The sequence below is a fragment of the Sphingobacteriaceae bacterium GW460-11-11-14-LB5 genome (assembly GCA_002151545.1).
Lineage (GTDB): Bacteria > Bacteroidota > Bacteroidia > Sphingobacteriales > Sphingobacteriaceae > Pedobacter.
Genome location: CP021237.1, coordinates 1,269,486 through 1,295,075, shown reverse-complemented (window position 1 = coordinate 1,295,075; position 25,590 = coordinate 1,269,486). Strand labels below are relative to the sequence as shown.

Here is a 25,590-nt window from a genome sequence, read left to right as displayed (position 1 = left end):
ATCATGAAAAATATAAAATACCTATTTTTTGTTGCTCCCTTACTTTTGGCAGCATGCAAAAAGGACTTTTTAAATAAAACTCCTGTTATTGAACTCACCGAGGAAACAGCTTTTATCAACTACGACAATTTCAAAACCTACGCATGGGGAATGTACGATTATTTTGATGGATACGGAGTTAATGGCGATGGTTATCCAGCGGCACTTTTGAGCAGTGATGCCAATTCTGATAACCTGGCCAGAACATTAGCGGGTAGCCAATCAGAGTACGCCTATCAAACCAAAATAATACCCGGCGATGGCGGTCGCACCCGATCGTTAAGCACTTCGGGTTGGAATTTCGATTATGTGCGCCAGGTAAATGTGATGATTGATAATATCGATAAATCTGCAATGAAACAGGCCGATAAGGACCATTGGCGCAGCGTAGGCTACTTCTTCAGGGCTTTACGGTATTACGATTTAATTGCGGCTTACGGCGATGTGCCCTGGATTGAACATAAACTAAGCGACACCTCCACTGTAGAACTTTTTGGCAAAAGGACCCCTCGCGATGTGGTGGCCAAAAACATACTGGATAATCTTAACTTCGCTGAAACACACATTAAAGCAGACGGTGATGGAGATAATACAATCAATATACATTGTGTAAGGTACTTAATATCGCGTTTTGGCCTTTTTGAAGGAACCTGGCGCAAATACCATGCATTAGGCAATGCCGATGTGTACTTGCAAGCCAGCAAAACGGCTTCAGAAAAGTTGATGAATAACTTTAGCACCTGCATGGCCAACTATGATGATCTTTATAACCTGGAAGATTTAAGTAAAAAACCAGGGATTATCCTTTTTAAGCAATACGCGGCAAACCTTACCACCCACTTTTCGGGAGTAAGGTTGCAAGGAAGTGCCAACAGTTATATTGATGTGGCAAAGGATGCAGTAGAAAGTTATTTATGTACCGATGGACGACCAATTGGAAGCAGTGCGGTATATGCAGGCGACAAGACGATGTACAACGAATTTCGTAACCGCGATAGACGATTGCTGTATACGGTTGTTCCGCCCTATAAGGTTGTAATCGGCAATCCTAACTATACCTGGAAAAAAAATGCTAATGCTGCTGATGCAGAATACATTGATCTGTTTACCACATTTCAATCAGAGAATACAATTAAAAAATCGCTGCCTATTGCCCAATGGAGTCAAACCATGCAAACGGGAACCATCATCAGCGAATCGCCACATTTCAGAAAATCAAATTCTGGGCAACCTCAAGTGGTGGGTGAGCTAGGCTATTATTACTGGAAAAGCTACAACCGATTGCCTCTTGATGCAAAAAGCAGTTATGCCACAACCGATTGCCCTCTTTTTCGCATCGAAGAGATCTGGTTAAATTATGCAGAAGTTATGGCAGAACTGGGCTTATTTACGCAGGCAGTAGCCGATCAGACCATAAATAAATTAAGGCCCCGCGCTGGTCTGCCAAAAATGACCGTTGCTGATATCAATGCATCTTTCGATCCCAAGCGTGATCCTGATGTAACACCCCTATTGTGGGAAATTAGGAGAGAGCGACGTGTTGAACTTTTTGGAGACGGTTTTAGGTTTAACGACCTGAAACGCTGGAAAAAGGGAACTTACGTAAATAAACAGCAACTGGGTGTTTGGGTCAATAATGCTGACTATGGTAATAAATTAAGTATTTCTGGTGGTGGAGCTTCTGGATATGTCGAATTTTTCGGTACGCCACCAGGCTGGCTTAATAAATTTTATTACGAACCCGTCCCTACTCAGGAACTGGTGTTAAATAAAAATCTGGCACAATCTCCCGGATGGTAACAATAAAAAAACCGCAAAATTGCGGTTTTTTTATTTCAGCATGCACCTTAAATGAATTATTTACGGTATAAAGGGCATCTTTTTAACAAATATTCGAGCGGACCACTGTAGGATCCATCAGTATTGCTCAGGAAGGCTTTGTGACTTTCATTATAGATACTCGCATTATTGTCCATGTAGATCTGAAGACTCACACTAACATCATATCGCTGTACTGCATTACTATTGGTAGATCCATAACTTGATACCCCTTTTACCTTGTCACCATCACCCCGTTTTATTTTGGTATCATCACTCGATGAGCTAAAACTGGTCTGATATCCCTTATTCTGGGTAACAGTTCCCTGAATAATATATTCAACGCCCAGGATATCGCATAGGTTTTTCATCGTAAACCCGATCAGCTTATCCTGCGTAGCACCTGCCTGGATCAAGGCGGCATTGGTTGAGCGTGGATCCAATATCGTATATCCGGCCGAATGCTGGCTAAGCAAAGCAAAAGCGTCCTGCTGGGCCTTCATTCCAATAACATCAGCACCAGGTTGGTTATCCATCAAAAAGGTAAAAGGGATGATTGCAATTTTATTGTGATGGTCAACCGGAGTCGCAGTCATCGCAACCGGATCCTTACCTCTAGTCTCTGAAGGAGATACCTGTTGCGAGATGATCTCTACTCTGCCACTGGAGTGGGTAATCTGGGAGATATCCGATTTTTTAATAATGTATTCAGCGGTTTCTCCGGAATAAACAAAAGAAACCTCAGCATCGGTGACTTTGATAATCTTTCCTTTTAGTTCTTCACCATTACTCTTTTTGATCACATCAACCCGCTGTGAAACAGCGGACTGCGAAAAACTGCTGAGCGCAATTATCATGCATAGCAGCGATAGATAGATTTTTTTCATAATTAGGGTTGATTTGAAAGTAAAAATAAACAAAACACATCAAAAGAATAAATGTTGGAAGGAACATAGCAAAAAATAACTAACGCATACCTGTTGTAAAGGTCAGCATTTGATAGCTAAGAATTGCAGAACTAGTGTAAGCTCATTTCTCTGCAAAAACGGACAGCATTAAGTTTTTGACTATATGCATTAATTATGTATGTTAGTGCATCCCAAACAGAATGCCCTATAAACACCATAATGACCAGGAACTAGCAGACTTACTCAAGTCAGGCGACCAGCTGGCCTACGCTGAAATTTATCACCGCTATCATGCTGCTTTATACATTCACGCATTTAAACGGCTTCAATTAAGAGAAGAATGCAGGGATCTGGTGCATGAACTCTTTACCACCTTATGGATTAAACGTGAGGAAATTACTTTTAAAACGACCCTTTCCGGGTATCTTTATACTTCAGTTAGAAACAAAATATTCGATCTGCTGGCAAAGCAGAAGTTAAAAAAATCATACACTCAGTCCATTCAGGATTTTGCAGAAACCGGTTTCGTCACTACCGATTACCTGGTCAGACAAAACCAGCTAAAAGCCATTATAGATCAGGAAATTGCCAACCTCCCTACGCGAACCCGTCAAATATTTGAACTAAGCAGAAAGAATTTCCTCAGTCATCAGGAAATCGCCAAAGTGCTTAACCTTTCCGAACAAACTGTAAAAACTACAATAAACAATGCATTAAGGGTGTTACGTACCAGGCTTGGATCAATGATGTTCCTGTCGCTCTGATTTTTTTTAAAATTTCTTTACCCCCAAGGCTACTTTGCTTCGTCTTTAACTTCTGAATGCGGAAGGTACGCTCCTTCCCTCGATAAGAATCATGCAAAAAGAGGAAATTAGCAAGCTTTTACAAAAAAAACAGGCTGGTAACTGTACACCTGAAGAAATCGCCTTTTTAGAGAGCTGGTATGCACAATGGAATAAAGATCTTCCCCTGGGTTTAACCGAAGAAGAACTATTTGAAGACCTGCTCATAATCAAGAAGATGACCAGTACGCTACCTGCAGAAAGACATTTCAAAATATCAAGCCGAAGCCTTGCGATTGCAGCATCACTGCTGGTGATTATGAGCATCGGCCTTTATTTTTACCTGCATAACCAGCGCATTGATTATAATTTAGCGCTACACGATATTCAACCTGGTGGTAATAAAGCAACGGTTACCCTGGCAAACGGACAAAGGTTTGATTTAAAGAATTTAGAAGGCGGAGTAGTGGTTGACAAATCCGGACTGGAATATAACGACGGAACAGCTATCAGCGAAATCGGCTCAGCCAAAGGAGCAGCACAGCAACTGGTATTATCTACCCCTAAGGGCGGCCAGTACCAAATCACACTCTCTGATGGAACCAAAGTATGGTTAAATGCGGCCTCATCATTAAAATTCCTTTCCAGCTTCGCCGGGCAGAAAGAGCGTCGGGTAGAATTAACCGGAGAAGCTTATTTCCAGGTAAATCATGATGCGAAGCAGCCGTTCCGTGTAATGAGTGCTGGCCAGCTCGCCGAAGACCTTGGAACTTCCTTTAACATTAATAACTATGCCGATGAACCACTCAGCAAGACTACACTGGTAGAAGGAAGTATGCAAGTTCGAAGTTTAAAAAATGCTCAGGATAAAAACCCCATTCTGTTAAAACCTAGTCAGCAAGCTTCTATTGATGCTGTAGGAGCAATTAGCTTACGAATGGTAAATACTGCAGAAACATTAGGCTGGAAAAATGACAACTTCATCTTCGATGGAGAGGATTTGAATTCGGCCATGCGGAAAATCGCCAGATGGTACAATATTGATGTCGTTTATGAACCTGATGTAAAAGCTAATTCAACACCTATTCTGGATGGATTAGTGTCGAGAAAAAGTAAGTTGTCGGAAGTACTGAAATGGATAGAAACTGTTGGTGAAGTCCGTTTCAAAATAGAAGGAAGGAGGGTAACCGTGATGAAATAAGTACTTCTCCACTATGCCAAATCACCAGGGGTGCTGGAAACACCCCCGATAATTACTGGCATCCAGTTAATAAAAATTATCAACCGAAACCTGCAGTTGCCAACAAATTGACCTGATCGGCCACTGCACAACCAAATATAACAAAATGTATAGATTTTATGCCAGCAAATCGGGTATAACGAACCGTTATGTCCGTAAAATATGGATGATTATGCGCCTAACCACCATCATACTTCTTTTAACGCTAATGCAGGTAAGTGCGGCAAGCTTCGGGCAACGCATTACCCTTAATGAACGTCGGATATCATTAAAAAATGCATTAGAAAAGATCCATAATCAAAGTGGATATAATTTTCTGTTCGATAGAAAAGTCATCAACGGGATCACCCCCATTACCATTTCTATCGAAAATGAAGAATTGGAAACTGCAGTAAAAAAAATTCTGGGTAACCTCCCCTTAACCTACGTAATTGATGGAAATACCATTCTGATCAAAGCAAAAGAAACTTCACTTCTGGACAAGGCTGTTGACAAACTGAGCAGCATGTTCAGTAGTCAGGAAATACGGGGTAAAGTAACCGATTTAAAAGGAAATCCTATTCCGGGGGCAACGGTGTCCGTCAAAGGCACTAAAAAAGCAACTTCTACAGATGCTTATGGAAACTTTAAAATCCAGGCAGATAAAAATGAAACACTGGTGATTCAGATCGTGGGTTTCATCACCAAAGAAATACTTCTGGGCGAACAGACTGAAATCAGCATCAACCTGACAGAAGAAGACAAATCCCTTGAGGATGTAGTCGTTGTAGGTTATGGAAAACAAAAGAAGGTGACCATTACCGGTGCCGTTAGCACCATCAATATGTCGGATATGCAGACTCCTAACCGTTCTCTTTCAAATTCGTTGGCCGGTAAAGTAGCTGGTATTATCTCCATGCAAAGAAGTGGTGAACCAGGATACGACAATGCCTCCTTTACCATCAGGGGCATAGGAACTTTTACCGGCAATACAGAACCACTGATTATTATTGACGGTGTACAACGGGATGATGTAAACAGCTCTTTCGGAGGCTCTTACAACAACATCGACCCGGAAGACATACAAAGCATTTCCTTACTTAAAGATGCGTCAGCCACTGCCGTATATGGCGCCAGAGGTGCCAATGGTGTTTTAATCATCAACACCAAACGGGGTACTGCCGGTAAACCGCTCATTTCAATAAAAACTGAAGCCTCCATGTCTGGCCTTACTAAAACACCAAATATGCTGGATGGTGTTTCGTGGATGAGACTCTATAATGAAGCCAATATTAACGATGGCAATCAACCCGTATATTCAGAAGAAATTATCCAGAAAACTGCAAGTGGCTTGGATCCTTATCTCTATCCTAATGTAAACTGGATCAAATCAACCTATAAGGACTGGGCTCCTGGTTTCAACACCAATTTAAATGTAAGCGGTGGTTCTCCAAGCGTGAGGTACTATGTTTCTGCCTCTTTTTATAATCAGGATGGCAGTTATAAAGTGACCGAACAAAATGGTTATAACCCAAATTTAAATTTTAAAAGATATGATTTCAGGACCAATCTCGACATCGACCTCAGCCCGACAACGCTTTTGTCAATGAATCTGGACGCCATGCTGGTGAGCAGCAGGTACCCAGGTTTATCAGCTGGCAGAATCTGGTATAACGCCTATTTAACCCCGCCTATTGCTTTCCCGATCCAGTACCCGGACGGCTCATGGGCCGGGCCGTTTAACAATGGAGGCAGTAATCCGCTCAATGAAATCCAAAATTCGGGTTACGCAACAGAGTTTCGTCCCACCATACAATCCATTTTCTCCATCAATCAGAAATTAGACCGTTTTATACCCGGCTTGAGCGCAATGGCCAGGTTCTCCTTTGATTCTTACAGTGAAAACGACAACAGGCGAACTGGAAGGAACAACCTTTTCCTGGCCAGTGCAAGAGATGCGGATGGTAACCTGATCCTTAACCAATCGCGGATTGGAGAACAGTTTTTGGGTTATTCACAATCATCAAGTGCGGAGAAAAAGATGTACCTGGAAACCAATGTCACTTACGACCGCAGGTTTGGCAATCATCATTTTGGTGGTTTATTTTTATACAATATGCGCACCAGGGTGGTTAGCTCCGCAGGAGATGTGATTTCTTCAATCCCCTACAAAAACCAAGGCATGGCGGTAAGGGCTACTTACGATTATGCAGACCGTTATTTGCTTGAATTTGACGCAGGTTATACCGGTTCGGAAAACTTTGAACCCGGTAAAAGATTTGGATTTTTCCCTTCTGTTTCGGCGGGCTGGGTGATTTCAAAAGAACCCTTTTTCAAAAATCTATCGGCTGCTGTGAACCTGCTAAAAATTAGAGGATCGCATGGAATTGTAGGAAATGATCAGATTGGAATTTATAATGGATTGAAGAGGTTTCCTTATCTGAGTCAATATGGCCCAGGTCGCTCTATAGGTTTAGGTTTTAATGGCGCTATCGTAAATGGTGTTACAGAAAGTGTGTTCGGTGTAGAAAACCTAACCTGGGAAAAAGCGATCAAAGACAATATCGGTACAGAAATTGGTTTATTCAATAAACTGAATATCACAGTAGACCTGTATAAAGAAAGAAGAAAAAATATCCTCATTGCCCGCAGCTCACTCTCGGGAATCCTGGGGGTAACCGGAACCGTATTCGCCAATTTAGGAGAGATGAATAATCAAGGGGTAGATGCCAACTTGGAATACAACGAGCAGATTGGAAAGGTATCGCTTCGCCTTTATGGTAATTTCACCTATAACAACAATAAGATCGTCGAAAGGGATGAACCCAGGCAGCTATATGCCTATCAGCAGGCAACCGGGCAGAAATTAGGAGACAACCTGATGTACATTGCTGAGGGATTATTCACTTCTGCCGAACAGATTGCCGCAAGTCCGACCCAGTTTGGTACAAATTTAAAACCAGGAGACATCAAGTACAAAGACATGAACGGTGATGGGGTGATCAACAGTTTCGACAGGGTGTATACCGGAAAATCAGACGTTCCAACCAAACTTTATGGAGCAGGATTTACTGTAGGCTATAAAGGTGTAGACCTTTCTCTTTTCTTCCAGGGTATTTCTGATGTATCATTTATGGCCAATGGTGCTGCAGTAACTGGTGATGGAGCAAGTGGAGCAGGTATAGTGCCTTTTACAGGCATGGGTCAGTACCCTTCTGGTATGCTGGCTATTCTGGAAAACAGGTGGACTGTTGAAAATCCAAGGCAAGATGCCTATTATCCCAGACTGGGGATTTCGAATCAGAACAGCAATAATTATCAGCCTAGCACCTGGTGGTCTAAAGATGGCAGCTTCGTACGCTTAAAACAAGCCACTTTAGGTTATAAATTTTCGGATGCTTTTCTAACCAGGATATCAATCAAGTCAGTGTATCTATATCTCTCGGGTCAGAACCTACTCACTTTCTCAAAATTTAAATTATGGGATCCGGAACTTGGCGCCAACGCGGCAGGCTATCCGCCTTTGAGAACATTTGCGCTGGGACTGAAAGCATCCCTTTAAAAGACATATTGATCAATTATAAGCATTAAAAAATATTCTGATGAAAAGTAAATATTTAATCATGATAGCAGCAGGGACATTGTTTTTAACAAGTATCCTATCGGCCTGTAAACACCTGGACGAAAAGCCAGATAACCTTCTTACTTCAGATATCCTTTGGAGCAACCGGGCAAATGCAGAATCCTACCTCTATAACATTTATGGTGCCGTGCTCGAAATCGACTTTGCACATATCGGCATTAGCGATGAAGCATCTGTTTCTATCCCGGGTACAAATATCAGGCAAATGGTTGCCGGGAACTGGAGCCCTGTAAACGCCTATTATGACCATTGGGACCTTTATTACACCGGCATCCGGTCAACTTTTATTTTTGAAGCCAATGTAGGAAGAGTACCTGAGTCGCAGCTGAGTTCAGCTTTAAAAACGCAATACAAAGCAGAATCAAAATTCTTAAGGGGCTGGTTTTACTGGCAATTGATCAAACAATACGGACCGGTGGTAAAATTAACGGGTTCCCTTGCCCTTGATGAGGATTTCAACAAATATCCCAGGAATACTTTTGATGAATGCAAAGACTACGTAAATCAATTAATGGATGAAGCAGCCGTTGATCTGCCGGTAAACTGGGCTTCTTCCAGTAACTATGGCCGACCTTCAAAGGGAACCTGCCTGGCAGTAAAATCACAACTTGCACTTTGGGCAGCCAGTCCACTATGGAACGGAAACCCGGCATTCAGCTCGCTAAAAAATCAGGATGGAAAGGCACTTGCTCCCACATCATTTGATCCAAATAAATGGAAAATTGCCGCAGATGCTGCGAAAGCCGTGATAAACCTCAATGCTTTTAAATTATTCACCAATCTGGATAACGGTGGTACCAGGTTTGATCCTTATTTTTCAGTAAGGGATCTTTTCCTCACCAATTGGAACAGCGAGATCCTGTTCTCCAGAAATTCATGGAACTATTGGGGATACACCAAAGCATCTTCACCTAATCCGGGGGGAATCAATCTGTACAATGCCACTCAAAATGTAGTGGATGCCTTTTACATGAACAATGGACGCGCTATTGATGATCCTTTATCGCAATATACCGAAACCGGCTTTGCAGAAAACAACAGCGATCAGAGCTGGGGGCATAAAAAAGGACAGTGGAATATGTATGCCAACAGGGAAGCCCGTTTTTATGCATATATCCAATACAATGGCCGTCCGGTATTGCCTGCGCCTACTGTTGATGACAAAAATTATTATTCTTCAGCCGGCAATGTAGATGGTACCGGTCGCGTAGAATTTTATTATTCGGGTAAAGCTGGCGCCAAAGCCACCGGAATTACCAATAACATCACGGGTTATAATTTTCTAAAAAACATCAGCCCGGCTGATAACATCAGGCAGGATGCTACCAACTACAGGCCCTTCATCATTATGCGCTATGCGGAGATTCTGCTCAATTATGCCGAAGCTTTAAATGAGTATGATCCTTCGAATCCTGAGATTGTGCAAACGCTAAACCTGGTTAGAACCAGGGCTGGCCTCCCGGGAATTGAAACTGTATATCCTAATGCTGTTGGAAATAAGGAACTCATGAGAAAGTACATTCTTAAAGAAAGACAGGTAGAATTATGCTTCGAAGGCGACAGGTATTATACGCTGATCAGAAGACTACAATTGGGTGCTCCCGAAAATCAAAATATCTATACCATGAATGTGAATGAAGATGACGGGGGACTGGGATTTGGTTTTACCGGTTTTTACAAGCGCACGTTATTCCAAAAAAGAGCCTGGGAGAACAAGATGTACCTCTTCCCTATTTCTCAATACCAGCTCGACCGTGACAGGGCGCTGGTACAAAACCCAGGTTGGTAATTAAAGCATCATAATGTATTTAAATCAGAATTACATGAAAAGATTCATCAATATAACGGCAGAGCGTTCGCGCTTGTTAAGCTATACGATCTGCTTCCTGCTCCTTATTGCAGGCTGCAAAAAAGATAAAACCGACGGTTATAATCCGTCTTCTCCAATCGCTATTTCAGATTTTATTCCCAAAAAAGGTGGCGGTGGCACAGAGGTACTCATTACCGGAACTAACTTCACTTCTGATCTCTCCAAAATCGCTGTGACTTTAAATGACCTGTCGCTTAAAGTAATTGGGGCCAGCGCGACGCAGATCATGGTAGTGGTGCCGAAAAAATCGAAATCAGGTCCGATAAAAGTGAAGATAGAAAATAAAGAAACTTCAAGTGTGGCCATTTTTAATTATGAATATACACGAACAGTTACAACCCTTGCAGGTTCTGGTAACGCAGGATTTGCCAATGGCAAAGGAACAGATGCCTCTTTCAACTTTTCAGGGCAAAATTGGTACAGAAGTTCCGGCATTGTGGTAGACGATCAACTCAATATCTATGTAGCAGATCCAGGTAACCATTGTATCCGTAAAATCGATCCCGAAGGAAACGTGAGTACCCTGGCAGGTAATCCTGCAGTTGCTGGTTATGCAGATGGTAAAGGCACTGCTGCAAATTTTTCTTTGCCTTATGACCTTGCGATTGATGGCAGTGGCAACCTATATTGTGTAGACCCTGGCAACTGGGACATCAGAATGATCACCCCTGATGGACAGGCCAAGACATGGGGTTTTGGCAGTCAGGCACCATGGAGCGTTGCTTTTGACAAAAGCAGTGGCAAAGTCTACTATGCGAGCTGTTCGAGCCCGGGAAGCGTTTATCAGATCGATGCCCAGGGTAGCACCAAGGAAACCATTTCGGGCCTTAATTATCCTGCCGGAATTAAATTTGACCATGCAGGTAATTTATTCGTATCTGCGCATGGCGATCAGGTGATTAGAAAATTTAATGCCGGTAGCTGGCAGGGAAGCATTGTTGCGGGGCAGCAAGACAAAGTAGGTTATTTAAACGGCGATGGCAAATCGGCGCAATTTGCTTACCCATGGGGCATTGCCATAGATAGCAACGATAATATTTATGTGGCAGGTAACGGAACCGGTGGTGGAAGCACCAGCAATCCTGATCAAAGTATCCGCTTAATCCAGGCAAATACCTACCAGGTGAGCACATTTGCAGGAAGCAACGTGGCAGGCTCCACAGACGGATTTGGACAACAGGCTTCCTTCAGTGCACCTGGCGGAGTTGCTGTAGACAAAAACGGGACGGTCTATGTAATCGACAAAAACAACAACAGGATCAGAAAGATCGTTTCAGAATAATTTAATCAAGTCCTAATTTCAATAATACATGAAATTTTACTGTTTTTTAGACCTATTTTTACTAGCACAGGCCCTGGTCTGTGCTGGTAAAACATTTGCGGCTACATTTCAAATTAAAAATAACGCGCACAAATATTACGTATCCGTTAACGGCTCGGATACGAATGTAGGAAGCATCAGCGCGCCATTTCAAACCATTAATGCAGCACTACGTAAAGCTGAGCCAGGAGATCAGGTAGTGGTGCGGGGTGGAACTTACCATCAGCAGGTAAAATTCCCCAAATCAGGCAAGCCAGGCAAAACCATCAGCCTTCAAAATTACCCGAAAGAAAAACCTGTGATTGATGGCAGCAAAATCGAAGTTACCGGATGGCAGGCGTTAGTTACGCTTAGCAACATGAGCTGGGTAAGCATTGATGGTTTTGACATTTGCAACCTGCATAGTGCTATGGTTAATACAGATCCCCAGGGCATTGCCATTTACGGCAGCGGGCAGCATATTGCTGTTAAAAACTGCAACATTTACAACATTAAAAATACCACTACCCTTGCTCAGGGCAGAAGTGGACATGCCATACTCGTGATTGGGAGCAGTGATACCCCCATTTCAAACCTGTCGATTACCGGTTGCACCGTTCATGATACGCAAACCGGAACCAGCGAAAATGTAACCCTCGCAGGAAATATAGATGGCTTCATTTTCAGGAATAATAAAGTGTATGATACCGAGAACATTGGTGTTATTGTTGCCGGTGGCGACGGCCTCAATCCGAAGGGAGCTATAGCCACCAATTATGCCCGAAACGGGGTCATCAGCGACAATATTTTTCACCACAACAGCATGACTAAAACCCCTGAAACATGGGGAGCTGATCGATATGGTGCCATCTCCATCTATGTTTGCGGAGGCGCCAATACCCTGATTGAAAGGAACATTGTTTACGAAAGTGATAGAGGAATCGGCCTGGTTAGCGAAAGCAATATCTATCCGACAAGGACCACTACCGTAAGGAACAACCTGGTTTACAACTGTTACCGTGCCGGTATTTATCTGGGTGATTATTTAAATTACACCATCTCGGGCACCAAAAACTGCAGCATAATGAACAATTCTCTATTTCAGAACAACCGCGTGTTAGGTGCATTCGGAGAAATAGAAGGAGAAATCAGACTGACAGAACACTGCGATAGTAATGTGATCAAATACAACCGTGTTTATGCAGGACCTGCAGATGTTCTTGTGCATAAGTATACCTCAAGCGGAAGTGATAACCTCATTGACCATAACCGCTATTTTAGCATGGAAAAATCGCAATGGATCTGGAACAGTACCAATGGTAGTCCAATCACAGATTTCCAGGTCTGGAAAAAATCAAGCGGTCAGGATGCCAATTCTACCTTAAAAATCGTCAGTTCAAAGTTTTACGCTAACCTATTAAAAAAATGGAAAAGATCCCTACCATCAAAGATATAGCCAGAAGGCTAAAGATAAATCCTTCAACAGTATCCAGAGCCCTCAGAGGGCATCCAAGCATCGGACTTGTTACTACTATGAGGGTCAATAAAATTGCCGAGGAGTTAAACTATCATCCTAATCAGAATGCCATATTCCTGAAACAGGGAAAAACCTTTACCGTAGGTGTTGTGCTTCCGGATATTGCTGAACCTTTTTACTGTTCTATCCTGAGTAAAATTGAGCGCTTTTCCCATAACAAAAATTACAATGTGATATTTGGTCAGTCATTTAAAAAACCCGAGCAGGAAAGACAAATCCTCGAAAACATGATGAATGTGAGGGTTGACGGTATTCTGATTGCCCTGAGCAAACCCAGAACACCTTTAAAGCAGATTGAACAGTTAAAAAGGTACAATATTCCTGTTGTTATTTTAGACAACAGGAATATCATTAGTGATCAGCCTCATCAGGTTATTGAGCAACTGTTTTCAATTTTAGAACTTCAGCAACTACCTCAGATAGAGGCTTAACCTTCCTCTCTGCTTTGAGTTCCATATTTTGCGTTACCCATGCACGCTCCCAATCAAAAAATTTGGGAGCTTGCATGTTCTTGCCCTGGAGCTCTTGCTGTAAATATTCGATATACATCTTCCACCTAACCAGGTAATAATCCTTCATTAAGCCTCCCCATTCCTTATAGGCATAATCATGCAGGTTATCTTCTGCCGGGTTGTTTTCGCCCCAATAAGTGATCAGCATCATCGCGTTTTGGAGGTTCAGCTTTTTCTCTTCCTTTGTTTTTCCCAAACTTAAAGCCTGGGTTTTGTAAGTATTCAACCGGTAATAAGGGTGTGCAGATAACAGATCGTCGGTTAAACGGATCATGTCAAGAAACTGAGCGGATACTTTGGTAAACTGCTCCGTGTTTTTCTCCTGGTAAGCCTTAATCATCGCCTGAAAAACCTGCTCACCATCATTGGCCAATACCTGTCTTAAAATATTGATCAGATCAATCTGGTAAGTATCAGAATTTTTAAATTCTGGTGCTGCTTTTGCGAATTCCAGCGCCGCCTCTTTAAATTTTATAAGATCATAGGTTCTCACCCGGGTGCCCCAATGAGAAACAGCCTTCGTATCAAGTGCCGGACGGATGCAAAAAACCGATTCACTAGCCCCTTCCTGATAACCCGGAATGCTTTGATAAATGGTTTCGAGAAAACCCTGCCAGGCTTTATCAATATGAGGGTTTGAGTTTCCATAGCGGTATTTAGTATAACTGCTCAACCAGTCTTTAACCTCCACATGGTCATTTCTCCAGCCCAGCTCCAACATCAGGTCGTATACCGGCGGATTATTATTGAGCCCCTCCGGCATAATCCCTACTCCGCTTAAAACATCCTTGTACGGGCCTTTTCTGATCCTGTCTACTTCGTCTGCAAAGCGTTGCAGTTTCCCGTACAGCCCTGGTCTTTCGCCAAAATTGTTTACCACACTCCAAATAAATGGCGTAGCGTCGTAACCCTTCCTTTTCTCCCAGTTGTTGGTGAATTCGCCAAACAGCTCCTGTACCAGCACATGTGACTTATCAAGGCCATCAAGCATTTGCTGTTTGGGATTATCCTGCCAGCCTTGAAGAACCCATATTGATCCGGGAAAACTCTTTTGCATCTCCATTTGAATAGATTTGCCTGCTGCCTTCAAGTCTATGCCCTCGGTGATTCCACCTTCATGAAAAGGATCACCTGCAAAAAAGCGGATGTCTTTTCCATATGCTTTCCGAAGTTCAGCATAATATATACCTGCTATTCTGGTGAAGTCAGCCCGATCAGGAACTAAAATATCTGGTCGTTTAAATGCACCCCAGGTTTTTTGGTCAATAATTTGCGCTTTACCCTTATCTTTCAAAGATGCAGGAACCATTCCATAAAACCCTTGTAATACTGGCGCTATGCCCAGTTCTTTCATCCTGGCCATCATTTTTTGCTGTAAAGCTTTACGACCATCGATCTGACTTTGAGGCATCGGGCCTCCCCACCCCTGAATGTTTCCCATCAGCCACCAGGCGGTATAAGCCGGTCCAACTAAAAAATCGTTAATCTCCTGATCAGAATAGCCGATCTGCTTCAGTGTATTCTGCCATACGGCTTCCATGCCATTTACGGTGAGCATCAGGTTAACGCCATTTAAAGCCATCCAGTCCAGCTCATGCTCCCAATCTTTCCAGTCGTAAAAGCTCATGGTATAGTTATACGTACAATAGTTTAAAGCATAACGGTATTTGGCAGGAGCTTCAACGCGAACTTTCTTCTGTACCTGTGGAATTGGATATACTGCCGAAAGGTTATCACCCATGTGCGACATGGAGCGATTACAATAGTATTTTAGATACCAGTTCAATCCAACTGCGGCAGCATTGGCGCCGGAAGCACTAATCATTAGTTTCTTCCCGATACTCTTCAACTCAAACACATCTTTCTGACCACTTTGCAGCTGTTTAAAAACCACTTGGTTTGTCAACCATGGTGTACGCCGCTTGATCAGCTCCTGTACCGACTTAAACGGCTGCGCCAAAAGATTTAAAGGGACTAAAAATAAAAGTAAACAGGTAAATTTTCGCATAAAATTATTCGGTTTTCAATTTCAAAAAGACCGAAACTAAATAAAATAAATAGTAAAAAGCTAAGCGGAATATGGCCTGGAAGGCCCTAAAAATAGCACAATCGATTGTTCCGTATGCCGCAATCGATTGTGTTATTTTTCCTTATTTTATTTATTCTTTTTTTGATTAGCATTGCCCTAAATGTTTGTGTTTTAACATCATTCCATTATGAAAAAGCAGCTAATTGGTTTATTATTTTACATACTATCTGCAGCCTGCCCGCTATTGGTTTGGGCACAAAAGGGAACGGTTAGCGGCATAAAAGTATGGCCGCGACAGGATATGGAAACGAGCAGAATTAAGGATTTCAGCCCCTATCTGGCCGAAAAATTATTTAATGGGCCATAATGGATAAATGTGATTTCCTGATGAGATTGAGTCCTTTATTCTTACAACGAAAAGAATAAGATCTTCTAACAGGAAAATATTACCCAATGACTCAACAATATTGGCATAACCACAAAACGATATCTAATTCTGTGGTATATTAATAGACCGAATATAGACCTAATCAGATATGAAACCGCAATTACTAAAAGTTTCAACTACACCTACGCAGTCTTTTAGCGTGAGGAGAGACCTGGTTCCTTACATGAACAACAAATGGCATTATCATCCGGAGATTGAACTCATCCATCTAAAAAAAGGCGTAGGTACACAATTTATTGGCGACAATATCAAAAGCTTTAGATCAGGGGATATTGTACTGGTTGGCCCTCATCTTGCCCATTACTGGAGATTTGATGATTGTTATTTCAAAGATCAATCTAACGTACAGGCTGATGTTAGGGTGGCACATTTTAGCGAAAACTTTTGGGGAGATCAATTCCTGAACCTGCCCGAAAACAAGGCCATTAAGTCTTTATTGGAAAACAGCAGAAGGGGCTTGCAAGTGAATGGTAAAATCAAGGTAAAAGTAGCCGGCCTGCTTGAAAGGATGCTGGAATCAGACGGGGCTTCCCGCATCATATTATTAATGGAAGCGCTCAACCTGATTGCCAACTGCAATCAAACTGTTAAACTTTCTTCCATCGGTTTTAAGCAGGATTATGATGAAACCTCCAATATAAAAATTAATGCGATATACAATTTCACGCTAGAAAATTTCAGGCGGAAAATACATCTGGAAGAAATTGCAAGTGTAGCCGTCATCAGTCCAAATTCATTTTGCAGGTACTTTAAATCTAAAACGGGCAAAACATATTCACGGTTTTTAACCGAAATAAAGGTTGGCCATGCCTGCCGGCTATTGATAGAGAACAAACTCAATATCAAACAATTGTGTTATGAAAGCGGATTTAACAACATGGCCAGTTTCCATAAATATTTCAAAATTACTACAGGAAAAAGCCCACTAAGCTATCAGCGAGAATTTATTTCACAAGGTACAAATTGACCAATTTGCACTGGCGATAACTGAATGGTTAAAATTAAAAACTATGGTTCTATTAATGCTGCAGCTGTCCATAAAATGGGTGCCTGTCCATGCAGATCACCGGTTACCCTTTTTCTGTCCAGGTAATATTGTTTATCGTTTTTCTTATTAGTACCCTCACATACTTCTTTCACATTGGCATTTTCATCGAGATAAGATACCAGCCCTATCCAGGCTTTTCTTGCCGCCGGAGCATATTTTTCTTTAGCCAACCAACCTTTTTTCACTCCTACCACCATGGCATAGGCAAACATACCTGTTGATGAACTTTCCTCCCAGGATAGGGGTTCATCTATCAATTGCCGCCACAAACCAGAAGGTGCCTGGTATTTTAACAAAGAAGCCATCATTATTTGATAACCTTTCAAAATCCGTGATCGATCGGGGTTGTTAGCGGGCAGGGAGGTTAATATTTCGGCCATGCCGGCTGCCATCCATCCATTGCCTCTTGCCCAAAAGAAAGGAACATCTGGTGCATGATAAAACAGGCCGTTTGGCCGCTGAAGTGAATCCAGGTACAATACCATTTCCTTTGCTGCCCTATTGATATATTTGTCATCTTTGGTCACCCTATAGGCCTGGGCCTGTAAAGCGGTTATCATAAACATATCGTCTATCCACATCCGTGTATGCCATGTATAGCCACTTTTAAAAGCGGCCAGCTGGTCCGGGTTAACCTTCACACCTGAATCTGGTGCTGCCCATTGTTTATCGGCAATAGCTTGCCCCATTTCCTGATATTTTTTATCACCTGTTTGTATAAAGAGCTGAAGGGGCACAGCTCCAAAAACGGCATAATCTACATTTGTTACCGGGGGAATCATACTGGCTTCCTGAGCGAACATGGGTTCAAATCTTTTGATCAGCTCATTTTTCAGGCTACTGTTTGCCGATGCTTTGGCAAATTTTAGTGCACCGTACCAGGCACAGCTTTCTGCGTAAGTAATTACCCTGGGTGGGGTTGGTTTATTAAAATTGGTATGCGGAGTAGCTACAAACCTGACCGCAACTCTACTACCTACTTCTTCTGGTGAAACACCTTTAGGCCATTTTTTTAAATCTGCTGACTGCGGTAAACTGATGGTGGGAAAAGCAAATAATAATCCCAGGATTACGATAATATTTTTTTTCATATGCATGTTCAATTTGATTAGTAAACCAATCTAAACGACTTATAAAGCCTGCCTAATCTATGGCTCCTGTTTTCATTTTCTCCTTGCCAGATCCTTCAAGCCAGGTCTGCATTTTGCCTTTTACTTCTACTTTGATCACACTGGCTACCTGATTGGGTGCACCGGGTGGTAATTTTAGCGTTACCTGATCTGCTTCTTTTTTCCAGGTTACTTTACCTCCATTGTTCAGTAACCGGGCTGATATCAACTCGCGTGATATACCTTTCACCATCAGTTCTCCGTTTGCCGGCCACTCGAAAACAGAAAAATACAAGGTGGTATTTCCGTTAGCCAGATCCTTTCTGGTTACCCTACCCCAGGTTTGCGACTGGATAGGACTGGCTTGTGTAGCATATATTGCCTCACTGTATATCTTCATCCAGGCGCCCAGGTCTTTTAACCGTTCTACACTTGCCTCTGGGAAAGACCCATCTGGTTTTGGCCCGACATTTAATAGATAGTTCCCGCCTTTTGAAGCAATATCTACCAAATTACGAATCAAAGTAGCCGATGATTTCCAGTTGGTATCCGAATTCCTGAATCCCCATGTACCGTTCATGGTCATACAGGTTTCCCAGTCTTTACCGTCCAGCTCGCTTAAATTTGGGATTTTCTGTTCAGGTGTTTTGGTATCTCCCGGGAAGTTTGGTCGTTTTAACCTATCGTTTGTAATGATGTTGGGCTGTAATTTTAACTGCTCCTGTAACTTTAAGGCAGCCTCATCTGTCATGTTGGTTGGGGTATCCCACCACAATACCGCAATATCACCATAATTGGTCATCAGCTCTTTTACCTGAGGCACAGCAACCCGATCGATATATTGCGCAAAAGACGATGTTTCCTGCGCCGGATCCCAGTGTCCTTTATGTTCCTGGGTATAACGGTTAATTTTAGTGCTATCGGGATTCGGCCAGCCTTCGGCCATTAACTTTCTGGCTACCGAACCGCCAGCATTACCCCAGTCTTGTGCCTGAGAGTAATAAAAACCTAATCTGATGCCATATTTTTTACAGGCAGCGGCAAGAGGTTTTAACAAATCCTTTTTGTAGGGTGTGGCATCAACAATGTCCCAATCGCTTGCTTTCGAATCAAACAGCGCAAAGCCATCGTGGTGTTTGGCCGTAATGATCAGATACTTCATTCCAGCATCTTTGGCCATTTTAACCCATAAATCGGCATCGAATTTTACAGGATTAAATTTTTCTGCTATTGCTTTATATTCTGCTACCGGTACTTTCATCCTGTTCATAATCCATTCTGCACCACCTCTGGCCTGTTGGTGTCCGTTATATTCGCCTGCCAGCTGGGCATATACCCCAAAATGGATGAACATACCAAAACGGGCTTCCCGCCACCATTCCATTTTGTCGTTTTGCGATACCTGCTGTTGAGATTTTACAATAGCAACTGAAAAAGTAAATATCAAAAGCAGACAACTAAGTTTCTTCATCATATTATTTTATTAAGAAATTGAAATTATAACCCTTTGTTTTTTAAGCATACGATCACCAAAATTGATTATTATTTAGTTTATTTAACTACCATTGTTTGTATTGGTTTAAACCAATTAGGGCCAATATTTTTTGCCTTTAGTATTGAAAGCTGGTCATGATTTACCCTTGCTCCGGCTTTTTGCTGTTTTATGTTCCAGACACCTTCCTGTTTTTCGAATTTTGCATCGCTAACACTAAAACCTTTATCAAGATTTAGTGGAGTTGAAGTGGCAACCAACACATTTCCGTTAAAAATCACATCAGCATTTTTATCAACCCAGCTTACCGGATGAGTATCTGCTTTTACCAGATTATTGGTAACCACCACTTTCTGTGGAGGCAATATCCGGTCAGCATTTTTGCCTGCACCAAGTGAAAAAGCCTCTTTGCAGTCTACAATTGTATTGGACGTAATATCTGCATATTTCACCTGCCAATGGCTTACCAAAATCGGATTCGGCAGTCCATCCATTACCGATATTGCAGCTCGCAAACCGGTACCGGTTAAACCTTGCAGATAATTATTGTATACTTTGTGATGTTCGCCGATTACGCGGATACCACCAGTATTTTCAATTTTGTTTCCGATGAAAATATTCCCGGACACTTCATTGTAATTGCCATGGCGCAAGGTCAAAGTACCCACGCTTTCGAAAAATAAATTATTAGATATGGTATTCCTGCATGATTTAACAGAAACAATCTCAGTCTCACCATTGCAGTGCGCGAAAATGTTCGCATCAACTTTTGTGAATGAATCATACATAGACCAGGTGCTTGTGCCAATCCGGATGGTTTCGCCCCCATTTCCGCCGATATCTGGTCGTGGACCAAAATAATTATGGTCTATCTGATGGTAGTTAGGCTGGTCTGAAAGCCATACGACTAAGGTGGGCGCCTGATTGGTTTTACCTTCAAAATAACAATGATCTACCCTGTTGTGATCGCCATAGAGTGAGGTAAATGTATATTCCGTAGCCTGATCAGGCGGATTATAACCTATAACCGACGAATTTGTTAAACGGCAATTAGCAGATTTTTCGGAAAATGTGATCACATCTTCACCTTTTGTAAAACCATCCTTAAACGACATTCCATCTGCAATTAACCAGGTTCCCTCAATTCTTAGTGAAGCTGTCCCTGTAAAGACCACGTTTCCGCCCGTCTCTGCTACAAAAGTGATGGGCTTTGAGCGTGTACCATTACCTTTAAATACCAGTTGTTGATTTTTCCATTCGCCATTTTTAAGAATGACGTTATCTCCTGGCAACAGGTTTAAAGCAGTCAACTCAGCTGCAGCGCTTATTTTATAATCTTTTGCAGATCCATAGATCGAACAAACTATCAGGATTCCTGTTAAATAAAAATTCAGTCTCATATATTTGGTTATTTATATGCTGTAAATCAGCGTCCTACTGCTTTTTATAGTTTTTATACCGCAGCAGCGCCTCTAAATAATAATAATCGGCATAACTCAGTGGTACATCAACCTCACTATCTGATGGTTTTGAACCTGTACTATGCAATAAAATAAAGCCTTTAGCAGTTCCTGCTGGCGCAGCATAAGTTGTACTTAAACTTTTCAAAATCTGGTTTGCCTTTTGATAATAATCCGTTTTGTTCTTGCTGTACCTGCTTAATTCATACAAACCGGAAGCAATAACAGCTGCAGCTGATGCGTCTCTTGGTTCATTTGGAATGTGGGGCGCGTCAAAATCCCAATAAGGCACCAGATCTTTTGGCATATTCGGATGAGTGAAGATAAACTTTGCAATATTTTCTGCCTGTTTTAGATAAGCGGGATTTTTAGTGTACCGGTAACATAAGGTATAACCGTACAAGCCCCATGCCTGCCCGCGGGCCCAGGCAGATGAATTACGATAGCCCTGATGAGTAGTTTTCTTAATTACGCCGCCAGTTTTAGGATCATAATCGACCACGTGATAGGAGCTAAAATCTTCACGAAAATGATTTTTCATGGTAGTATTGGCATGGCTTACTGCAATTTTATGGAAGGATGAATCGCCTGTTAATTTAGTGGCTTCGAATAACAGTTCCAGGTTCATCATGTTATCGATAATTACCGGGTTTACCCATTTATCCCGGCTATGGTCCCAGGATAGGATCACCCCTGTTTTATTGTTAAATCGGGTTGACAAGGTCTTTGCCGCTGCAATAATAACCTCTTTATCGTGTGCATTTCCCGTTAAACGGAATGCATTGCCTACGCTACAAAAAACTTTAAAACCCATATCGTGGGTAGTAGCGTTATTCTTTTCGTTTTCTATAGGTGTAGTAAACGCTCTTGCTTGGGTTTTCCATTGATCGGTTTTATAATATTCATCCAGATACCATAATACACCCGGAAAAAACCCGCTTGTCCAATCTCTGCTGGCAACGAGTTTAAGTACCCCATGATCTAATGTTCGTGGAGAAATTAGTTCCGGTTTAGTTGGGTCGTTCGATTTTTTTATTTCCAGCAACATCAATTGGGTTTGGACAGCAGCCTGTTGAAAGGCTTTTTTAACATTTATATCCTGCGCAAAAGCAGCGGTTTGCAGGAACAATAAAATAATTGCTGGAATAAGGTATCTAATTTTGATCATCATCATGGGTTTATAGGGATTAATTGAACTTCCGGGAGTTTCATCAACCCGCTTTTAAAATATGATCCGGAAGCAATGAAAATTTCGATTATCAATTTCATATTACCTGGTCATAAAGGTGAAACTTACTTTACCAATGGTATTTGGCTTTCCTTTCTCTGCCATAGAGATACTTCCTTTTAACTGGCCGTTTTTAAGTCGCTCTACCTTAATTTTCCTCCAGGTAAACGCGCCTCTTTCAAATTCAAAAGTTTCTCCATCATCATCATATAAATGATATTCACTGGCTTTTTGGCCGTAGTGGCGAATTTCGAGATCTACTTTCGCGCCTAATTTGGGTGAGTGGAGTAAGGCCGGCATCAATGGGATTATTCCACCATCTTTGACATAAACAGGTATTTTATCTAAACCTGGGGTTACGGTGATAACCTGTCCATCGCCGACAAAAACACCAGTATAAAAATCATACCACCTGCCTTTTGGTAAAATTACTTTTCGCTCAGTCTGACCTGTAAACATTGGTGCAACAAGTAAATATTCACCTGCCATGTACTGATCCTTAATCTCCCTGGAAGTAGCTTCTGCATAGGGGTTTTCTTCTAAATCAACATTCGCTTTTTTTTCCATTTTTGCTTCCTGTGTAAAACCTTCTTCTAAATTCATTCCCCTAAAAGGCGGTATACCTTCAAAATGGTATTTTGCAGATTCGCTATACCAATAAGGCATCATCCTCATCCTTAATAAAGCATACTCCTTCACCTGTTTTTCTACATCAGGATAAGTCCAGGGTTTGGTACCACTTGCCCAGGCGTTGATCATAGCCATAGGCGAGAAAACATTGGATTGAAACCTCCTCAACCACTCCTCTCCTGTTTTAGAAGCCCTCACCTCCGGTGTCCACAGTACGCCGGCATAACCACTATTAATAATGGCGGTAACAAAGTCTTCATGGTTATAATAATCGTTATAAATTACATAAGGAAAAGAAGTTCCACCGCCGTTAGATGCCCTAACCAAACCATAGGTGCGTTTGTTACTGTTTTTGAAGATATCAGCAGAGTAGCGCTGCATTAGCAGCCCGTAAGTTTGGCGCATTTGCTCAGCACTGATACCCGAAGGAAAAGTGGCAACATCTGGCCATAAATAATAATCATATCCGTCGACCTCATCAATTTTATATCCACTTACTCCAATCGCTACCTGGTCTTTTTGCAATTGACCAAAGAAAAGCTGTCGTGCTTTTGGCAAGTTAAAATCTGGCACAGCACCCAACCAAACGGTATGTGAAGCGGTTAAGGGCCTGATTTCTTTATAAAACGGTGCATCTGGCGAAACGTAAGGGTTAATCCAAAGATTTAACCTGATCCCTTTGTCCAGCATGTTTTTTACAAAACCAGCAGGTTCGGCGAACCTATTTTTATCCCACGAAAAAGTTCCTGGGTAAGCTTTACTTTGCCAGCCAGGTTCAAGGCCTACAAAATCTAATGGATATCCCTTTTCTTCAAAGCTATTGACTTCTTTTTCTACATCCGCAGCAGTTGAACGTGTCATTACCCTTTGTGTAAAACCAAGGCCCCACCGTGGCGGCAAATAACCACCGCCGTTAAATAAATTGTATCTTTTAACGGCATCCAACGGTTTAGGCCCTGCAAAGACGTAAATTTCTACGCCTGCCGCTGGAACTAAAATCTCCACTTCATCTCCATTGTTGCGGGATGACCAGCTTTTGTCAGCATTTCTATCTTTTGGTACCGGAAAATCTTTACTGTCTTTCCTCATACCTGTTCCGGCCCATACTTTAAGGTACCTTGCCGAATTGATAAAGACACCATACCCCTTAGATGAAACATAAAAAGGAACCGGGGCATGTGTTCTGCCATTATCCTTTCCACCGTAATGATCTACGTGCAGTTCCAAAATCTTCCCCCGCTGATGTATGGTTTGAAAATTCAATCCAAAACCATATAACTGCTCAGTTTTATCAAGCGGGATTCTTAAATAGGTTTTGCCATCATTAAGCTGGGCTTTGATTGCCTGCTCAGAGAAAGGAAATGTTGCCTGACCTAATTTGCTTAATGATTCGTGATTGGGTTTAGCGCCCGAAACTTTTAAAAGATCATAAGCTTCCGGAGCACCAAATACGCCTTTCCACACTCCGGGCTCTATTTGCGTCCAAGCTATTTCCTGGGCTTTCAAACCAAAATGCAGGTGAAGAAGAAGCAAGGCAAAAAATGGCAATCTGAATAATTTCATAAGGATTTTGTGGGCAAATACAAATAATTAGAACTCAACTGGGGCTACATTCTTTTAAAGATTAAGGTAAAAATACAACAAACCGGCATAGTTGATATATACCCGGTTTGTTAGATAAAATTACAATGAGGGGGCCAGCGATGCGCCAAAAACGTGGACAATACCATTGGTGGTTACATAACCTGCACTTCGATCATTAGTCCTGTTGTTATGCACAATTGGCGCCTGGTCGCTGTTATTCAATATTTTTAGATAAAAGATCCCGTTTTCGTCAAAGCCCTTACCGTTGTTGGCATAACCCAACATGGATGATTTGGATAATACCGCATTTGCCGGCAGAATTGATTTTACAGGCACATTATTGGCATTGAGATTATCGAAATTATACTTGCCCTGTCCAATCAGGTATAAGAAATAATTTTTGACATCTTCTTTGGGGTAATCACTCCATTTGGTAGCTGGTTTCGTTATTGGCAGGCCTGTAGTAGGATTAATGCCGGTAACAATAGGAAAATCGAACCATAAACCTGCTGTTGGTATGTTACTGGTTGTTACTGTTACGCCATTGGTTACTTTTGTAGGTAATACCCTTACCCCAAGGTTATGCAAGAAAAGGAAGGTACGATCACTTTTTTCATATTCTGCAAGGTCTATGCCTGCATATTCCAGGCCGAGTTTCATATACTTAAAAACGGTATCATTTGCATCGGTTGCCATACCAGTACCAGTTGCCCTGTCTTCCAAAAACTTACGGGCCGATACCCCGATGTTGGGATCAAGCGTTTTCTTCACGTAATCATAATCCTTCTGACGGTCCAAACCAAACATTTTTCCGCAGCCGCTTTGGCTAATCGCCATCAAAATCAATAAGATTGATGGCAATATTCTATTTTTAAAAACTTTCATTTTCATATCATTAAAAGCCTGCAACGTTAGTCAGGCGTAATTTTAAAAA

18 protein-coding genes are annotated in these 25,590 nt (G+C 41.9%); 10 read left to right on the top strand and 8 right to left on the bottom strand.

Translation table 11 applies throughout. The features are described 5' to 3' along the window. Positions 1–3 precede the first annotated feature (3 nt). Entirely contained in the window at positions 4–1,839 is a 1,836-nt protein-coding gene (locus tag CA265_05380) for a RagB/SusD family nutrient uptake outer membrane protein (protein ID ARS39135.1), read from the top strand. A gap of 56 nt (positions 1,840–1,895) precedes the next feature. On the opposite strand, the gene CA265_05375 is transcribed toward CA265_05380, so the two are convergent. Next, positions 1,896–2,744 (bottom strand): hypothetical protein, encoded by an 849-nt coding sequence (locus CA265_05375; protein ARS39134.1) that lies wholly within the window; start codon positions 2,742–2,744, stop codon positions 1,896–1,898. Positions 2,745–2,965: 221 nt separating this feature from the next. Here CA265_05375 and CA265_05370 point away from each other — a divergent pair, with 221 nt between their 5' ends. The 7 genes from CA265_05370 (at position 2,966) to CA265_05340 (ending at position 13,547) form a co-directional block, all read left to right on the top strand. Next, positions 2,966–3,529, top strand: a complete 564-nt coding sequence (locus CA265_05370) for an RNA polymerase subunit sigma-70 (GenBank protein ID ARS39133.1) — start codon at positions 2,966–2,968, stop codon at positions 3,527–3,529. 91 nt (positions 3,530–3,620) lie between these two features. Beyond that, positions 3,621–4,748, top strand: a complete 1,128-nt coding sequence (locus CA265_05365) for a hypothetical protein (GenBank protein ARS39132.1) — start codon at positions 3,621–3,623, stop codon at positions 4,746–4,748. Between the two features lie 145 nt (positions 4,749–4,893). Beyond that, the gene (locus CA265_05360) at positions 4,894–8,328 is read left to right on the top strand and encodes a SusC/RagA family TonB-linked outer membrane protein (protein ID ARS39131.1); all 3,435 of its coding nucleotides are present in this window, start codon (positions 4,894–4,896) and stop codon (positions 8,326–8,328) included. A 40-nt stretch (positions 8,329–8,368) separates the two neighbouring features. After that, complete coding sequence (locus CA265_05355) at positions 8,369–10,198, top strand: RagB/SusD family nutrient uptake outer membrane protein (GenBank protein ID ARS39130.1); 1,830 nt, start codon at positions 8,369–8,371, stop codon at positions 10,196–10,198. Between the two features lie 34 nt (positions 10,199–10,232). Continuing rightward, positions 10,233–11,561, top strand: a complete 1,329-nt coding sequence (locus CA265_05350; protein ID ARS39129.1) for a hypothetical protein — start codon at positions 10,233–10,235, stop codon at positions 11,559–11,561. A gap of 28 nt (positions 11,562–11,589) precedes the next feature. Continuing rightward, a complete protein-coding gene (locus CA265_05345) occupies positions 11,590–13,035 on the top strand; it encodes a hypothetical protein (protein ID ARS39128.1) in 1,446 nt (481 codons plus the stop codon). Further along, a complete protein-coding gene (locus CA265_05340; protein ARS39127.1) occupies positions 13,005–13,547 on the top strand; it encodes a hypothetical protein in 543 nt (180 codons plus the stop codon). The genes CA265_05345 and CA265_05340 overlap by 31 nt, the downstream gene beginning before the upstream one ends. Here the strand turns inward: CA265_05340 and CA265_05335 are convergent. Continuing rightward, entirely contained in the window at positions 13,489–15,636 is a 2,148-nt protein-coding gene (locus CA265_05335) for an alpha-N-acetylglucosaminidase (protein ID ARS39126.1), read from the bottom strand. The two genes, CA265_05340 and CA265_05335, sit on opposite strands and share 59 nt — an antisense overlap. A gap of 208 nt (positions 15,637–15,844) precedes the next feature. Between CA265_05335 and CA265_05330 the strand changes: the two genes are divergently transcribed. Next, on the top strand, positions 15,845–16,024 hold the full coding sequence (locus CA265_05330) for a hypothetical protein (protein ID ARS39125.1): 180 nt from the start codon (positions 15,845–15,847) through the stop codon (positions 16,022–16,024). Between the two features lie 169 nt (positions 16,025–16,193). After that, entirely contained in the window at positions 16,194–17,072 is an 879-nt protein-coding gene (locus CA265_05325) for an AraC family transcriptional regulator (GenBank protein ARS39124.1), read from the top strand. A gap of 41 nt (positions 17,073–17,113) precedes the next feature. Here the strand turns inward: CA265_05325 and CA265_05320 are convergent, their stop codons facing one another. From CA265_05320 to CA265_05295, 6 genes are all read right to left on the bottom strand, one after another. Then, positions 17,114–18,250, bottom strand: a complete 1,137-nt coding sequence (locus tag CA265_05320; protein ARS39123.1) for a glycosyl hydrolase — start codon at positions 18,248–18,250, stop codon at positions 17,114–17,116. A 46-nt stretch (positions 18,251–18,296) separates the two neighbouring features. Next, positions 18,297–19,733: an alpha-L-fucosidase gene (locus tag CA265_05315; GenBank protein ARS39122.1), complete on the bottom strand. Its 1,437-nt coding sequence runs from the start codon at positions 19,731–19,733 to the stop codon at positions 18,297–18,299. Positions 19,734–19,813: 80 nt separating this feature from the next. Then, entirely contained in the window at positions 19,814–21,154 is a 1,341-nt protein-coding gene (locus CA265_05310) for a hypothetical protein (GenBank protein ID ARS39121.1), read from the bottom strand. 34 nt (positions 21,155–21,188) lie between these two features. After that, positions 21,189–22,382, bottom strand: a complete 1,194-nt coding sequence (locus CA265_05305; protein ARS42894.1) for a glucuronyl hydrolase — start codon at positions 22,380–22,382, stop codon at positions 21,189–21,191. Positions 22,383–22,484: 102 nt separating this feature from the next. Further along, the gene (locus CA265_05300; protein ID ARS39120.1) at positions 22,485–24,635 is read right to left on the bottom strand and encodes an ABC transporter substrate-binding protein; all 2,151 of its coding nucleotides are present in this window, start codon (positions 24,633–24,635) and stop codon (positions 22,485–22,487) included. A 120-nt stretch (positions 24,636–24,755) separates the two neighbouring features. Beyond that, positions 24,756–25,565: a hypothetical protein gene (locus CA265_05295; GenBank protein ID ARS39119.1), complete on the bottom strand. Its 810-nt coding sequence runs from the start codon at positions 25,563–25,565 to the stop codon at positions 24,756–24,758. Between the last annotated feature and the right edge of the window lie 25 nt (positions 25,566–25,590).